Here is a 16088-nt window from a genome sequence, read left to right as displayed (position 1 = left end):
CACCCTGGCGACCGAGGACACACCCGACACCCGCTCCAATATTAAAGACCGGGACCTCGTCGGGCGCGGTCCCCTTCGAAAAAAGGGGGCTCTGCCGCGCGTAGTCAGAACACCTGGAACCGCTTTCACTTTCGCGAGATCAATTCCGGGCATACTGCTGCATAAAACCTTACCGTCAAGCTGCACCGTCTCCAAACAGGACTCGAAACCATCCACAGTAGGCGGCACTTGCACCTCATGCGTCACATTTTCCACAGGGTGAGCGGCCCTTCTAAGAACGAAGTCCAGGTCTTCGGCAAGAATCAGACACATGAAATTTCTGACCTCTGCCACCGGCCCTGACTCTCCTGCCGGTATTCATGCCTCCTGCGCCGACAGTCGCAGCGTGGGGAATCCAGCGGCTCCTGAGAGGCTTCCGGGCATGAGATCTCGGCGGAAGGCAATACCCCCTCTAGTTCCAGGGTGCCTGGCGGGAATTTTGGTGATGGGATTCCTGGTATCGGACACTCCCCCCATCATGCCGGACACTGGCCCAGCTTTGATGACCCAGAGCCTGACGATGGACAACGCCGCACATTCCCGGCAGCTGACCGAATCGCCTCACCACCCCAGCGCGGCAAGGGTTCTTACTGAGACAGTCTCCCCAGCGGTGAGTTATGTGGATCCCACCACCGGCGCAGCTTCAGCCACTTCAGTTCTCCGCGCCTTCGACAAGCCACCTCAGAATTGGCTGCCGGGACATCGCGGCGTGGACCTCGCACTCCAGGTGGGCTCTCCGGTGGTGGCAGCGGGTGATGGCGTGGTGGCCTTTGCCGGATCCGTCGCCGGAACTCCGACCATCTCCATCGATCATGCGGATGGAATCCGGACCACTTATCAGCCAGTGCACCCTTTAATCAGCCGAGGAGAACAGGTCACCACCGGTCAGGAAATCGGCAGATTGGCACACCCGACGGACGGCTGGCCCGGATTGCATTGGGGCGCGCGGATCGGCGAGGACTATCAGAACCCGCTGGGCCTACTGTCGAGGCCAGCGATTCGACTCAAGCCCGTGGATGGGCCCTCAGATAGACCTCTTTGAGCCGCTGTGCAGAAACATGCGTATAGATCTGGGTGGTCTGCAATGACGAGTGCCCGAGCATCTCCTGAACCACCCTCAGGTCCGCACCCCCTTCCAGCAGGTGGGTGGCCGCCGCATGGCGCAATCCGTGAGGGGAGAGCCCCGTCACCCCAGTGACCTCTGCAGCCTTTGTAACCACCCGACGGACCTGTCGGGGATCAATACGGCCACCCCGGACTCCCAGGAATAACGCATCATTGCCTCGGGAAAACTCTGGGCGCCCGTGATCCAGCCACTGCTGGAGGGCATCTGCAGCGGCCCCACCGAAGGGAACCACCCGCTCCTTATTTCCCTTGCCCAATACTTTTGCGGTTCGGCGACCGAGGTCTACATCTCCACTATCGAGTCCACAAAGTTCTGCCACCCGAATCCCCGTGGCATAGAGAAGCTCCAGCATGGCGCTATCACGGAGGAATTCCGGCTCATCGGCGGAGGAGGCATTACCCATGAGTTCCCCCGCTTGCCGCTCCCCCAGGACATGCGGCAGGGAACGATTGACTTTCGGGGAGATCAGACGGGCGGCAACATCGGATTCCACATGCCCCTGTTTGACTGCCCAAGTGCTGAAAGCTCGCACCGCCGCCGTTCTGCGTGCCAGGGTGGCCCGGGATAGCCCAGCCCCGACGGCTTCAGCCAGCCAGGCGCGGAGATTGTTGAGCGTAAATTCCCGGAAGGTTGCTATCCCCACAGTAAGCCCGTTGAGATCGGAGCGATAACCCCGCACGGTGGCTTCGGATCTCCCCAACACCAACAATTGATGCTCCGCAAAGTCCTCGATAGCTTCACCCACCTGAGAGATAGAGTGGCGGGGCACTTCCGGCCCGCCTGAAGGTTCCGCCGACTCAACGCCCCGAGTGGATTCCTTGGCGGCCTGGTTGGCGGGTTTCCTAGTGGGCATCGCCTACACCTTCCTGATCGACTGTGAACATAGAGAAAGGCGACGCGGTCCGTTGCTTCCGCGTCGCCTTTTCCATTGACTCACCCATAATCCACAATCCTAGTCGCCATAAGACACGGCTCCCGTGGCATCCTCTCAAAAACCACGATCACCATTTGCGCTCTGGCAAGTTACTGAGGTGCCCAGCCCGACATCTCAGCAACTTAACTTAGGCTTGCCTGACCTACTTTAGGTTGCCTTTCCTTTTCTTGCAAGAGTTTGGGAAAGATTCTTTAAACCTACTGGTCAGCGACTTCTCCCCGACCCCACTTGGTGCCTGATCGGCGAACCAAGCCCCGTTTACTCAGGTCCACCAAGAGATGGACCACCAACGCCAGGGGTAGCCCTGCAGCGGTCGCCACCTCCTCGGCCTCCAGCACTGCTTCAGCCTCCAAACAGTCAAAGACACGCAGTTCATTGTGGCTGAGTTGCTGCACCGGAGAGCCCGGGTAGTGGAGCTCATACTGTTGCTCCATATCCACTTCCCCGATCGCACTGAGCAGCTGACGGATATCATCAGCACCGGTCACCAGCTGCGCCCTGCCATCCCGGATTCGTTCATGACAGCCCAATGAATTGGCGCTGGTCACTGGCCCCGGAACCGCCATCGCTACCCGCCCCAGGGCGCTGGCCCAGCTCAGTGTGTTCAAAGCCCCGGAACGCCAGGCAGCCTCCACAATCACCGTTCCTTTTGTCAGAGCCGCGACGAGGCGGTTTCTGGTGAGGAAACGGTGCCGTTGGGGTGGCAACCCGGGCGGATACTCGCTGAGTACCGCTCCCTGCTCCGCGATCTGGTCGAAGAGCCCCCGGTTCCTAGCCGGGTAGGCCTGATCCAGCCCACCGGCCGCAACCATCACTGTTCTCCCACCATGGGACAATGCGCTCTGATGCGCCTCGGTGTCGATACCGAGAGCTCCTCCAGACACCACTGTCCACTGGTGCGGCACCAGTCCCGCCACCAACTCCCGGGTGACCTCCGCCCCATAACGACTCTGCGCTCGCGTACCGACGATCGCCACTGACTGCGCCACCTGAGGTGCCAGCGGCGTACCCCTAACCCAGAGCGCATGGGGTTCCACCGCATCTGATCGATAGGTCCGAAGGTGCTCACTTACTCCGGCGGCCGCGAAGCCGAAGGCCTGCTCAAACTCCAGCCCCGGCCATTCCTCATCCTCCGGAGTAATCAGACGACCACCGAGGGCCGCAATCTGTTCCAGATCCTCCGTCGAACGGTCCCAGGTGTACCGACTTTCGGTTTCCCCGAGCAAAGGACCAATCCAGGTTTCCCGTTTGCGGACTCCTTCAGCGATTTCATCAGCCTCATGACCCCTGGAAAACAGTTCCTGAAGATGCCGACTCGGACCTTCCACCACCCGTGAGAGATAGGCCCAGCTTGCCCGGGAACTCATGCCGCCTCCACCAGTTCGGAACTACCGTGCAGGTCAAGCGCTCTGGCCATATGATCCAGGTTCGGTAGGTCCCCGCCATCAAGGTCACACAGTGTCCAGGCCAATTTTAGTGCCCGATCAACACCACGCTGACTGACCTCGGCATCACCGAGATATGCCCCGAGCAAGGCCATCGCGGCATCATCCGCCGGAAAATACCGGCGCAGCACATGCGGGTCAACGATTGCGTTATGCAGATGCCCCAGCCCATGACGGGACCACCTCTCATGGGCACGCTCTCTGCCCACGGCAACCCGCTCCGCGATGACCACAGTGGATTCTGCGTCTCCGGTGCTGATGACCGCGCCCCGGGCGCTCGTCCGCACCCGAATGTCGATGCGGTCCCTTAGCGGACCTGAAAGATTATTGAGGTAGGTCGACCGCTGTCTCGGTGTACAACGGCAACGGGGTGCCTCCTCAGCCGCACAGCGGCAGGGGTTGGCCGCCATGACCAGCTGGAAGCTTGCGGGGAAGACCACCTCCCTGCGGGAGCGCAACATCCGGACACATCCCTGTTCCAGCGGAGTACGCAAGCTGTCGAGGATGCCCGCCGGAATCTCGCTGACTTCATCCAGGAAAAGCACACCGTGATGGGCCAGGCTGACCGCGCCAGGCACCGGATGCCCGGACCCGCCGCCGAGGAGAGCCGACCGGGAGATGCTGTGGTGCGGGGCAATGAAAGGTGCCCGCCGCACGGCCCCCTGAAAGCTCGACCCCACCACGGAGTGGACCGTGGAAGCTTCGATGACCTGATCCGGATCCAACGGCGGCAGCAACCCGGGAAGTCGGGCGGCGATCATTGACTTACCGGAGCCAGGAGGTCCGGTCATCAGCATGTGGTGTCCCCCGGTAGCAGCAACTTCAGCGGCGAACCGGGCTTCCGGTTGGCCGGCGATATCCGCCATATCGGGGATATTCTCGGGGAGAGCGAGCTCTCCCGGGGAATCCAGGGGAGGTAGTTCAGCCACGCCGGTGACCCAGCTGTGCACCGCACGCAGGGTCGGCGCGAGCAGTACCTCTACTCCTTCGAGGAGAGTTGCTTCGACGGCATTGCCCGGTGGTACCAGTATCCGGGTGTAGCCGTGTTCCCGGGCCGCCAGCAAACCTGGCAGAATTCCGGGCACCGGCTTGATCGAGCCATCGAGGCCCACCTCCCCGAGAAGCAAGGTATGTTGCAGCCTGCTATCCACCTCTGGGTCTTCCGCCCGGGCAGTGAGCACGGCCACCACCATGGCCAGATCCAGGTGTGCGCCAGACTTCGGCAGCGAAGCCGGCGATAGGCTGAGGATAATTTTGGTCTTGGGCCAGCTCAGGCCCGAGTTCATCACCGCAGTGCGAATCCGGTCCCGAGCTTCACTGATGGCGGTATCGGCCATCCCGACGATGTAGATGCCTGGTAGCCCTGGGCCGATATTGGCCTCAATACTGACGATGTCTGCCCGCACCCCGGTCAGTGCGGTGGTGTAGGTCCTGCCGAGTGCCATGTCAGATCCCCTCATAATACTCAACGTTGAAGTTGCCATCCGGCCGCGAGACCAGCAGCAGGACATCAAAGCGGATGGGCACCCGCTTTTCCCCCTGCCCCAGGCGCGTCTCGAGCCAGCGCACCGCGGCCGCCCGAACGCGACGTCGTTTAGCGGGGGTCACTGATTCCGCGCCCCCGAAGTCCAGGGTGCTGCGCGTCTTGACCTCAATGAAGACATGCGTGCCATCGGGTTCCCTCGCGATCAGATCGATCTCCCCGACCGGGTAGCTGACATTCTGGCCGACTATTTCGGCACCACGATCCCGATAGAAGCCAGCGGCGTGCGCCTCCCCAGCTTTGCCGAGTGCCGCCCGCCTACGGTGTTGGACCCCCATGTGTATTCCCCCTGCTCCGAAGCCTTCATGAACTATTCTGCTTCACGATCGCCCGAATTCCAGGGGGAATCAACACCTGAAGATGAGACAAGGCCGCACCTGTGGATAACTACTGCTCATCCACAGGCGCGGCCCGGTGGCACTTGCCACCCGTTCAAAAATCGACTATTCCGGCAAAATCATTTCCGGCTTGTCCAGCTCCTCGATATTGACATCCTTGTAGGTAATCACCCGGACATAGCGAACAAACCTGGCGGAACGGTACATATCCCATACCCAAGCATCCGACATCCGGACCTCGTAGTAAACGTCACCGCCATTGCTGTGTGGGATCAGCTCCACCGCGTTAGCGAGGTAGAAGCGTCGCTCGGTTTCCACGACATAGGAAAACTGGCTGACGACATCGCGGTACTCGCGGTAGAGCGACAGTTCGACCTCTGCCTCATAGTTGTCGAGTTCCTCAGCGCTCATGCCCTGCCTTCCCTTGATTCCCGGTCCTGTTCACGCAACCACTCCTGGTGTGCCTGCGCTATATTCGCATAACTATATCTGTGCTCCGGGGAGCCACCGTAGCGGCGCACCGCAGCCAGGTGTGAACTACTGCCATAGCCCTTGTGCGCGGCGAGCCCATAGTCCGGATAACGCTCATCCAGCTCCTGCATGTAAGTATCGCGGCTCTGTTTAGCCAACACACTGGCGGCGGCGATACACCGGGAAGCAGCATCCCCTCCGATAATCGGCAGGCTGGGACAGGAAAGCCCCGGAACCCGCATCGCATCAGTGAGGACATAACCAGGGCGCAATGACAGGGCAGCCACTGCCCGGCGCATGCCGGAGATATTAGCGTGCTGGATCCCGCGGCGGTCAATATCCTGCGCCGGGATCGAGATTACCGACCAAGCCAGCGCGTGTTTCTTGATCACGGGCAGCAGTTCCTGCCGAACCTTCGGGCTGAGCTGCTTGGAATCGGTCAGTCGGGCAAGTTCCGGAATGGTTCTGTCCGGGAGGATGCAGGCAGCGATTGTGATGGGACCGCAGCAGGCCCCACGGCCAGCTTCATCAACACCAGCAACGGGTCCGAGGCCCTGCTTGGATAGTGCGACTTCGTAGGTCCGTAGCTGTTTGAGGCGACGTACCCTCAGCATGGGAGGTTGAAACCTAACCCTGGATATCCGGGTCTTCGACACTGCCGATCCGGTTCAGCGGGAAGATGATGGCCTGGACCTTGCCACGGAGGTTCTCCTCCGGGATGGTGCCCTGATGCTCATCACCGAGGTGGTATCGGGAATCCGCAGAGTTCGTGCGGTTATCGCCCATCATGAAGTAGTGGTCATCAGGGACGGTGAGCGGACCGAAGAAATTGCCGCCGCACTCATCGGAGCCAGTATTGGGATCCACCGGGAAATGAGCCGGCTGCAGGGTGTAGGAATCGCTGATCTCCTGGCCGTCGACCATGACCCCTGGGTCCCCAGCCTGGCAGGATACCGTCTGACCACCAGTGGCGACAATTCGCTTGACCAGGTTGTTCTCATCCGGGGCAACCAGTCCGACATAGGAGCCGAGGTTCTGCAGACCACGGATCACGGTATTCTCGGAACGCTGGGAGATAAATGCGCTGTTCCAGGAATCAGTTCCCTCGAAGACCACGACATCGCCGGGCTCCGGGTCGGAGAAGTCATAGGTGATCTTGTCCACGAAGATGCGGTCACCAGTGCAGCCCTCACAACCGTGCAGGGTCGGTTCCATGGACTGCGAGGGAATGAGATACATCCGGCCCACGAAGGTCTGGAACACGAAGATGATCAGCAGTGTCAGAACAATCACCACTGGAACCTCGATGTACCAGGGAGTCTGCTTCTTCTCTTTTTTCCCATCCGCCCCATCGGTGACCGGCGAATCCGCGGGGTTGTGCTTCTCCCCCTGCGCTTCGGGTGCCCCACCACTATCTTGGTCGGCGTTGAGGTCGCCGGGCTCACCGGAGGTATGGGGGCGGGATGAATCAGTCACGCCTGCCAACTCTAGCAGGCACCCCAGACGGTTCTTCGGCGGCGTGGCCGCGGCAGTCTACCCCGGCGCGGCTCCGCAAAGAGGTGGGCGGGGCGTCGATAAGCGCACGCTCGACACGCCGGTGGGATTCCTGATGCCGCCACGAGTTGACCCAAAAAGAAACCACCCCCTCCCGCGAGCTAGCTCGCGGGAGGGGGTGGTCAGGTTAACGCCTTCAGTGCCTCACAGGGAGGCCTGAAATCAGCGCTTCTCCTTGATCTTGGCTGCCTTGCCGCGCAGGTCGCGCAGGTAGTACAGCTTCGCACGACGGACATCGCCGCGACGGGTGATCTCGATCTTGTCGATGTTCGGGGAGTGAACCGGGAAGGTACGCTCAACGCCGATGCCGAAGGAGACCTTACGGACGGTGAAGGTCTCACGGATTCCGTCACCCTGACGGCGGATGCAGACACCCTTGAACAGCTGGGTACGGGTGTTAGCGCCCTCGATCACCTTGACGTGAACGTCAAGGGAATCGCCGGGACGGAAAGCCGGGACGTCGTCGCGCAGCTGTGCTGCATCAATCTTGTCGAGAATGTTCATAGGAAACAATCCTTATCGTTGTACTGGACAGAGGACCCTGGCGGCACTTCCCCTGATCGGGGCGCTCGACCGGCTCGTATCCGAAACAGGTATTGCAGCTGACGTCCCACAAGGGGCACGCACAGTCAACCTAGATATTGTGCCACGTTTCCCACGCCAGGCCAAACTTCCGGGAGAAAATTTAGCGCCAGCGGACCTCACCCCCATGTCGGACGACTTCTTGACACTCCCGGTGTGTGCTGGCCTACCCGGTGTCTCAACCCCCACGGGTGCCCGAGGCATCGGGCTGAGATGGCGCTGCTGCCGCGCGGACCGTTTGAACTTATCTGGCTAGCACCAGCGGAGGAAGCGAGGTCCGCCCGAGGCTCCCCTGCCCGAGGGCACCTTCCAGTTTCACGGGGATGGCCAGCTGGGCGGAACAGGTGCGGTGAGGAAGGTACCGGAGGAATTATCCGCAACCGAGCTCCATCGCATCGCCCGGCAACTGGCGATTCCCGGATTCGGGCGGGAACAGCAGAACCACTTGGCACGTGCCCACGTCCTGGTGATCGGGGCAGGTGGCTTGGGCTGCCCGATCATGCAGTCATTGGCCGCGGTGGGTGTCGGACACCTCAGCGTCATCGATGATGACACCGTGGACCTGAGCAATACCCACCGCCAGATCCATTTCGGGGTGGCTGGCCGAGATCTCCCCAAGATGGAGGTGGCTGCTGAACGGCTGCACCAGCTTCAGCCGCGACTGAACAGCCACAACGCCCAGTCTCTATTTGAATCCGTAGATCTGGTGAGTGACGGTTCAGATACCTTCGCCACCAAATATCTGGCCGCCGACGCCGCCGAGATCGACGCCGTCCACCAGACGGCGGTGGTCCACTGTGCCTCCGGAATGCGCAGTGACAACTGCGTGACACAGTGGTCCGACCAGGCTGCGCAATTCGGTGTTGAGCTGCGCAGCCTGCCCGGTGGAGTCAATGTAGTAGATAAGGCTGAGCTGCGGTCCTAGTTACCGAACCCGGCGCGCTTGAGCGCATCTGCCAGAGAGCCACTGTTATCGCCGCCTGCCTGGCGACCACGCTGACCACCTGCTTTTTGCCCGGCGGACTTTCGTCCGGCGCTGCCCGGCTGAACCCGCTGCTGCGGCTGCTTCTTCGGGGCGTCGTTACGCGGCTGCTTCTTCGGTGCAGGAGCACCTGGTTCGTCGCTGAGGCGCAGGGTCAGGCCGATGCGCTTGCGTTCCGCATCGACCTCCATGACCTTGACCTTCACCACCTGCCCGGACCGGACCACCTCATGTGGGTCGGCGATGAATTTCTCCGCCATCGCCGAGACGTGGACCAGGCCATCCTGATGGACCCCCACATCCACAAAGGCGCCGAATGCCGCGACGTTGGTGACGGTCCCTTCCAGGATCATGCCCGGGGTGAGGTCAGAGAGCTTCTCGACGCCCTCCTTGAATGAGGCGGTCTTGAACTCCGGGCGGGGGTCCCGGCCCGGCTTGTCCAGTTCGGCGATGATGTCGGTGACGGTGGGAACCCCGAAGGTTTCATCGGCGAAGTCCCGGGGATCAAGACTTTCTAGTACACGTGTATTACCGATGAGTTCGGCGATGCCCAGACCGGTGGCAGCGGTGATCTGTCGAACCACCGGATAGGCCTCAGGGTGAACGGCGGAAGCATCCAGCGGATCCTTGCCACCGCTGATCCGCAGGAAACCAGCACACTGCTGGAATGCCTTGGGCCCCAGCCGTGGTACCTTACCCAGTTCCTTCCGACTATTGAACCGACCATGCTCATCACGGTGGGCGACAATATTCGCCGCCAGCGTGGAGCTAACACCGGCGACCCTGGTCAGCAGCGGTGCCGAGGCGGTGTTCAGGTCAACTCCGACAGCGTTCACAGCGTCCTCCACCACGGTGTCCAGGGTCTTTGCCAACGCATGCTGGTTCACATCGTGCTGGTACTGCCCCACACCGATGGACTTGGGGTCAACTTTCACCAGCTCCGCCAGCGGATCCTGCAGCCGACGGGCGATGGATACCGCACCTCGCAATGACACGTCCATGTCCGGGAATTCTGCGGCGGCAATCTCAGAGGCCGAGTACACCGAAGCCCCCGACTCAGAGACCACCACCGGGGTGGGACGCTTGCCGCCGGCTTGTTTGATCAGGTCCGCGATCTCCTGGCTGAGCTTCTCCGTCTCCCGGGAAGCCGTACCGTTGCCCACCGCCATCAAATCCACCGAGTGGGTGGCACACAGACCAGCGAGCTCCTGCACCGCATCCTGCCAGCGGTTCTGCGGCTGATGCGGGTAGACGACGGTGGTGTCCAGCGCCTTACCGGTCGAATCAACCACCGCCACCTTCACGCCATTGCGATATCCGGGATCGAGTCCAATGGTGGCGCGCTGGCCCGCCGGCGCTGCCAGCAGGACGTCCCGGAGGTTGGTGGCGAAGATCTCCAGAGCGCCCTCCTCCGCTTTCTCCCGCAGCCGCATGCGCACGTCCAGACCTGAGGAGACATAAAGCTTGGTGCGCCAACCCCACCGCACAGCATCGGCGAGCCAGGCGGAGGTATGGGTATCCAGTTCGAAGCGGGCAGTAATGATCCCCTCATAGAGATCGTCCGCTCCGGCGTCGAGGTTCAGTCGCAGGACGCCCTCATTCTCACCCCGGAGCAGCGCCAAAATGCGGTGACTGGGCAGTTTGGTGAAGGGCTCCGCGAACTCGAAATAGTCCTTGAACTTAGCACCCTCCTGCTCCTTGCCCGTCACGACGCCCGCGGCCATGGTGCCGCGTTCATACATCTGTTCGCGCACCTCGCCGACCAGGTCAGCATCAGTGGCGAAGCGGTCGATGAGAATCGCCCGAGCACCCTCAAGGGCCTTCTTGGTGTCCTCGAAACCCTCGGTGGTGAAGCGTTGAGCGACATTCCCCGGATCAAGGGCAGGATTGCCGATGAGCTGATCCAATAATGGTTCCAGGCCGGCTTCCCGGGCGGTATCAGCCTTGGTTTTGCGGCGCTTCTTGAAGGGCAGATAGAGATCCTCGAGACGTGCCTTGGTTTCACAACCCTGGATCAGGGAACGCAGCGCATCAGTGAGTTTTCCCTGTTCCTCGATCGCCGCCAGGATCGAGGCTTTCCGCTCCGCCAGCTCCTTCAGATAACTTTGTCGCTCCTCCAGCTGTCGCAGCTGGGTGTCATCGAGTCCGCCGGTGACTTCCTTGCGGTAACGGGCGATGAAGGGCACGGTATTGCCCTCATCCAGGAGTTTGCAGGCGGCGATAACCTGTTCCTCCCGGACTCCTAGTTCACGGGCAATCGTGCGGGAAATCGAGATAGCTGACATTCCTGCAACTGTAGCGAAGGCTGCGGTATCCGGCTCGTACTGATCCACTGAATGACCCTCCGGTCAGCGGGAATCCAATATTTATTCGAATGTTCGTTCTATAATGTTCACCTGGAATTAGTTCATACGTTCGATGTTTGGATATATGCTGCAGGTATCCAACGGGAAAGTTAAGGGAAGGGGAGCAGGATCATGCCACTGATCAAAGAGTACGTCGCAGCAGTCGAAACCCACTTGAGCGCCATTGCAGACATCTTCGCCAACCCCGATGCGGCCACTTTCACCGCCAATGCCGACTCCCTTCCGGCTCTTGAACGAGCACTCAATCTCAAGGCAGGTATTGATGCCGCGATCGCCTATGCCGCCGACCAAGCCAACGCTGGCGATCGCGTCGGTTCCTCCCGCACCATCGACTATCTGATCAAAGAACTTGGCCTCTCCTACAACCAGGCCAATGCCCGCCTACGCTTGGGCCACCAGAATCACGGAAAAGTCACGATCCCAGAACCGACAGTTCCTGAGGCCTCCCCCGAGGCGGAAAATCAGTCATCGTCGGCGCAGGATTCTGCCGATGAACAACGCCGTAGAGAAGAAGCACAACGAAAGGACGAGCAGCAGCGCCGGCGTGCCGAATCAGAGCGCCTCAAACAAGAGGAAGCCACCCGTGCCACATCCCGGGAGAACTCCCGCGATAGCCGCATCAGCCAGGAAAAGCTCGCCATCATCGACCGTGAGCTGGAGAAGCTCAACTCCGATGCTCGCCTCAGCCGCAATGAAATCTACGCCCGAGCGGTGATCCAAGCCAATACCCGCAGCCCAGAGGATCTCAGGGAGTGGGTACGCACCCGCGTCAACCAGGCCAACACCGCCACCAAAGATCCGCTGGCGGCATGGAAGAAGCGGGAGCTGAAGATCAGTCGCCCGGACAGCGACGGCGGCGCGAACATCTACGGCTATGTCAGCGCCGATACCCTCGCACTCCTGGAGACAGCTCTGGCTCCCGCCGCCCGACCAGGCCATCTTGTCGATGACCCCACCGTCAAGGACACCCGCACCCTGCCACAGCGGCGCCACGATGCGCTGAGCGTGATCCTGGGCAACCACAGCGCCGAGAAAATCAACCGCACCGGCATCGGCACCATCGTAATCAGCATGTCTGCCAAAGACATTGACAATCTGGCGGATCCGAGCGCTGACCACCGCTACCCCACCAACACCAACGCCATGCTCACTCCGGCAGACATCCTCCGCCTGGGGGCCACCAAGTACAATTTTGCAGTCGTCCATGACCCCAACACCGGCGATCCGCTCCACGTCGCCCGCACCGAACGGCTGGCCACCGTCGAACAGCGCATCGCACTATTGGCATCGCAGTTGGTCTGTACCAACCCCGACTGCACCCAACCCTTCTGCAATTGCGAAATCCACCACCTGATTCCCTGGCAGCGGGGCGGAGGCACCGATATCTGGAACCTGGCGGTCCTCTGCCGCCCGCACCACGGCGACAACAACGACTACCGGAATGGCCGTGGCGCTCGAGGCCACGCAGAACGGGATCCGGAGACCGGACGGGTCGGATACCGGCCACCACCCAGACCCGGGAATCCACACCCAGCGGTAGAACTCAACAACACTGACCGGCAGGAACACTCCGGCGGAGCGAAAATCCGCAACCAACCATGGCCCAGCGAGCAATCAGAATCCCCCCGGAACACCAGGAGCACTGCGGAAGAAGGCCGCCCATCAAACACCACCGGCGATTCCCTGGATGAGACTCCGGCGACCTCGCCCGACCACAGTTCCACTCCGATGAAACAGCAGCCTCGCCCGGGCCCCACCCAGGTCAAGGAGAAAACATCCGATCCAGGTCCGGAGCAACCACCGTTGTTCCCCCTACGCCGAGCCAGCTGACCGACCCTGATCAACTGCGCGCCAAAACTTTCCGCCACCGCAGCACCTCGGAGGCAGTGGACCGGTGAAAACGGCTCAGCGTTAATCAGGGAGTAATCGGCAACCCTCGCGTCTCTTCCGAACCTCGCCTGAACCTCGTCCGAGCCGCCCCGGGGTCGCCCATGGGTCGCCCTTAACTTGCTGAGGGGTCCTGCCACGCGCAGGAAGCCGAAACCCCTGGCTCGCTATACCCCTCCAAGGAGGTGCCATACCAGTAGATTCCCTGGGGCAGCGACCTGACCACAACCTGGGTTAACTCTTTGAGTGCAAGGTGGGAATCTCCATTGACCACCACCCGATGCAGTGCTTCCACCACTGGGACATGCCCTTCGATCTGCTCAAACTGGGAGACCAGCATATTGTCCGGCTCGCAGGTCAGATCAACCAGCTGGGCATGAATATCAGAGGCAGTGAAGCCAGCCTTGCGCAGCTTCTTCGGCATTTTGGTGATCGCCCGGTCCCAGTCGGCGGGTGTGATCAAAATGTTGAGATCGGTGGACACCTCCCGCATCGCCAGTTGGCGGCGGTCCCAGTCGCTCAGCTGCGCCTGATCCAGCAATTCCGGCCGGACTAACTGGGTACGCAGCAGCGACTGGGTTCGGCGCCACTGTTCAATCGCCCCATGGTTGCCGGAGAATAGAACCTCGGGAACCTCCCGGCCGCGCCATTCCCGGGGTTTGGTGAAGCTCGGTCCTTCGAGCAGTCCATCGGAGAAGCTGTCTTCCTCGTGGCTGCGCTGATTGCCCAGCACACCGGGGATCAGGCGGACGATGGCTTCGGCGATCACCAGGACCGCGACTTCGCCGCCGATGAGAACATAATCACCGATCGATACCTCACGAACCCGGTACCGATTCGCGGCGTCCTCGATCACCCGCTGGTCAATGCCTTCATAACGTCCGCAGGCGAAGACGATGTGCTCTTCGTTGGACCAGGCCTGGGCATCCGATTGGGTGAACGGGCGGCCCGCCGGGGTCGGCACGATCAGCAGCGGCAGATCAGGATTCTCCTCCGGGGATTCGGAAGCGAGATAGCTGCGCTTCGCGACCCCCTCGACATCATCATGGCGGGGTTTGGCCTGGTGGGCGGTCGAACTTTCCAGGGCAGCGGCGGCAGCGACGGGCCCGGTACCGGCGGCGGCGTCGTCTAGCGCGGGCCCCCATACCGAAGCCTTCATGACCATGCCTGGACCCCCACCAAATGGTGAGTCATCCACCGACTTGTGGACGTCAGTGGCCCACTGGCGGAGATCGTGGACACCGACGCTCAGTTTCCCCTCCTCGATGGCCTTGCCCAGCAATGCATGACGCAGGGGCTGCAGGTATTCGGGAAAGATGGTGAGAACATCAAGACGCATCTAGAGCTCCAGGAGTCCGTCTGGCGGGGTGATCGTGCAGGTCCCTGCGGCGAGATCAACTTCCGGGACAATCGCGTGCACGAAGGGAATGAGCACCTCATTGCCGGCGCTGAGCTTGACCTCGAGGGTTTCCCCGGCCGGACCATGCATCACCCCGGTGACCTCGCCGATCTCGGCACCCTCGTGAATGACCTTAAGGCCGGTCAGCTCATGGTCGTAGTAGCCGTCTTCCTCCTCGGCGCGCTCCAGGGGTTCGGCGAAGAACTGGGTCCCACGCAAGGAATCTGCGGCGTTGCGGTCCGGGATCTCCTCAAATTTGATCAGGAGGCGCCCTTGGTGCACCCGGGCAGTTTTCACCGTCAGGGAGTGCTGTTTCTTCCCCTGACGCCCCTCAAGAACCTCGCCCACCGCGTAGCGGATCTCCGGCTCGTCGGTGGTGACCTCGACGGTCACTTCTCCCCTGATCCCGTGGGATTTAACCACGCGTCCGATCATCAATTCCATGGTCATTGAGTCTAGCGTCCTCGGTCCACCTCCCAGACATCCACACAGTCATCACGGAGAAGACAACGCGGCAACGCCACATTTCCGGTCGGAGAATGGCCAGGTTTCAAGCTCCTGAAGGGGAACTCCCCACCCAGACCACCTGCCCGCACACCCCCTCACAGCGCAGAGTCTGTTCCCTCAAGCCAGGCCACAGCTGCAACACGGTGAGGTCACAATCGAAGATACCCTTGATTATCAGCCTTCCTGGGGACACCCCTTCGGGCTAACGTCGAGTTATGTCACACCTCACATCAATCACTCGAAGGTCGATCGCCCTCTTCGGGATCGGTTGTGCGGTGGCGGCGATGGGCGCCTGCTCTGAGACCGGACCCGCTGGCACGGATCCGGGTGATGCCCCGACAACGGTGACCATCGCCGGCACAGATCCAGCCACCGAGTCCGCCGAAAACCCCACCCCCGACACCCCGGAAAGCACGACTCCCCCAGCTGCCGACAGTTCTTCCCGGCACGCCAACTGTCTCAGTGACGCGCTGACAGTTTCGGTCCTGACACAGCAGGGCGCGGCGGGCAGCGTGATCTACACCCTGGGTTTCAATAACCATTCCGACCGCCCCTGTGATCTGCGGGGATTCCCCGGGGTGAGTTTCGTCGGGCATCAGAACGGCACCCAGATCGGGGCTCCAGCGGTCCGCGAACTAGGCACAGCCGCCGAGCTCCTCAGCGTAGATCCCGGCGAGACGGCGACCGCTGAGGTTCGGGTCAGCCGGGCGGAGAACTATGATCCGGACCATTGTGGTTCCCTGGTGCCGGTCGATGGCTTCCGGATCTACCCGCCGGAAAATACTGTCGCGGTCTTTGTCCCGCTCGAGGGAATGTCGGGGTGCACCAATGACTCGGTGAACCTTCTTTCGGTCAAACCCCTGAGCATCCCCTAGAGACCTCTGACAGCCGGCTAACACACCCGTAGCCTCCCCG

14 protein-coding genes and 1 pseudogene are annotated in these 16088 nt (G+C 61.4%); 4 read left to right on the top strand and 11 right to left on the bottom strand.

Annotated features, from left to right (window positions below; all coding sequences use genetic code 11):
* Positions 1-517: 517 nt before the first annotated feature.
* A complete protein-coding gene (locus tag ACTU46_RS01940; RefSeq protein WP_443378413.1) occupies positions 518-1081 on the top strand; it encodes a M23 family metallopeptidase in 564 nt (187 codons plus the stop codon).
* Here the strand turns inward: ACTU46_RS01940 and ACTU46_RS01935 are convergent.
* The 8 genes from ACTU46_RS01935 to rplS all read right to left on the bottom strand — a co-directional run bounded on the left by ACTU46_RS01935 (position 1044) and on the right by rplS (position 7954).
* Complete coding sequence (locus tag ACTU46_RS01935; RefSeq protein ID WP_443378411.1) at positions 1044-2018, bottom strand: tyrosine recombinase XerC; 975 nt, start codon at positions 2016-2018, stop codon at positions 1044-1046. The two genes, ACTU46_RS01940 and ACTU46_RS01935, sit on opposite strands and share 38 nt — an antisense overlap.
* Before the next feature lie 278 nt (positions 2019-2296).
* A complete protein-coding gene (gene dprA, locus ACTU46_RS01930) occupies positions 2297-3466 on the bottom strand; it encodes a DNA-processing protein DprA (protein WP_443378409.1) in 1170 nt (389 codons plus the stop codon).
* The gene (locus ACTU46_RS01925) at positions 3463-4989 is read right to left on the bottom strand and encodes a YifB family Mg chelatase-like AAA ATPase (RefSeq protein ID WP_443378407.1); all 1527 of its coding nucleotides are present in this window, start codon (positions 4987-4989) and stop codon (positions 3463-3465) included. Before ACTU46_RS01925 ends, dprA begins: the two co-directional genes overlap by 4 nt.
* 1 nt (position 4990) lies before the next feature.
* On the bottom strand, positions 4991-5365 hold the full coding sequence (locus ACTU46_RS01920; protein WP_443378405.1) for a YraN family protein: 375 nt from the start codon (positions 5363-5365) through the stop codon (positions 4991-4993).
* A 165-nt stretch (positions 5366-5530) separates the two neighbouring features.
* Entirely contained in the window at positions 5531-5836 is a 306-nt protein-coding gene (locus tag ACTU46_RS01915; protein WP_443378403.1) for a DUF2469 domain-containing protein, read from the bottom strand.
* A complete protein-coding gene (locus ACTU46_RS01910) occupies positions 5833-6510 on the bottom strand; it encodes a ribonuclease HII (RefSeq protein WP_443378402.1) in 678 nt (225 codons plus the stop codon). The genes ACTU46_RS01915 and ACTU46_RS01910 overlap by 4 nt, the downstream gene beginning before the upstream one ends.
* 13 nt (positions 6511-6523) lie before the next feature.
* Complete coding sequence (gene lepB, locus ACTU46_RS01905) at positions 6524-7204, bottom strand: signal peptidase I (RefSeq protein WP_443379385.1); 681 nt, start codon at positions 7202-7204, stop codon at positions 6524-6526.
* Positions 7205-7612: 408 nt separating this feature from the next.
* Positions 7613-7954, bottom strand: coding sequence for a 50S ribosomal protein L19 (gene rplS / locus ACTU46_RS01900; RefSeq protein ID WP_443378400.1), 342 nt, complete (start codon positions 7952-7954; stop codon positions 7613-7615).
* Positions 7955-8381: 427 nt separating this feature from the next.
* On the opposite strand from rplS, the pseudogene ACTU46_RS01895 reads away from it, so the two are divergent.
* Positions 8382-8798: pseudogene (locus ACTU46_RS01895) on the top strand (ThiF family adenylyltransferase); the annotation flags it as partial.
* 155 nt (positions 8799-8953) lie between these two features.
* Here ACTU46_RS01895 and ACTU46_RS01890 read toward each other — a convergent pair.
* Positions 8954-11299, bottom strand: a complete 2346-nt coding sequence (locus tag ACTU46_RS01890; protein WP_443378398.1) for a Tex family protein — start codon at positions 11297-11299, stop codon at positions 8954-8956.
* Between the two features lie 192 nt (positions 11300-11491).
* Between ACTU46_RS01890 and ACTU46_RS01885 the strand changes: the two genes are divergently transcribed.
* Positions 11492-13210 carry a DUF222 domain-containing protein gene (locus ACTU46_RS01885; RefSeq protein WP_443378396.1) on the top strand — a complete coding sequence of 573 codons (1719 nt, stop codon included), beginning with the start codon at positions 11492-11494 and terminating at the stop codon, positions 13208-13210.
* Positions 13211-13382: 172 nt separating this feature from the next.
* Here ACTU46_RS01885 and trmD read toward each other — a convergent pair whose 3' ends face one another.
* Together trmD and rimM are read right to left on the bottom strand one after the other, a co-directional pair.
* Positions 13383-14606, bottom strand: a complete 1224-nt coding sequence (trmD, locus tag ACTU46_RS01880) for a tRNA (guanosine(37)-N1)-methyltransferase TrmD (protein ID WP_443378394.1) — start codon at positions 14604-14606, stop codon at positions 13383-13385.
* Positions 14607-15116 carry a ribosome maturation factor RimM gene (gene rimM / locus ACTU46_RS01875; protein WP_443378392.1) on the bottom strand — a complete coding sequence of 170 codons (510 nt, stop codon included), beginning with the start codon at positions 15114-15116 and terminating at the stop codon, positions 14607-14609. It abuts the gene before it with no gap.
* A gap of 272 nt (positions 15117-15388) precedes the next feature.
* Here rimM and ACTU46_RS01870 point away from each other — a divergent pair, with 272 nt between their 5' ends.
* On the top strand, positions 15389-16048 hold the full coding sequence (locus ACTU46_RS01870; protein WP_443378390.1) for a DUF4232 domain-containing protein: 660 nt from the start codon (positions 15389-15391) through the stop codon (positions 16046-16048).
* The last annotated feature ends 40 nt before the right edge of the window (positions 16049-16088 follow it).

Source organism: Corynebacterium sp. A21, from assembly GCF_052266655.1.
Classification (GTDB): domain Bacteria; phylum Actinomycetota; class Actinomycetes; order Mycobacteriales; family Mycobacteriaceae; genus Corynebacterium.
Note: the sequence above shows the minus strand (reverse complement) of the source record. Positions and strands in the feature narration are given on the sequence as shown.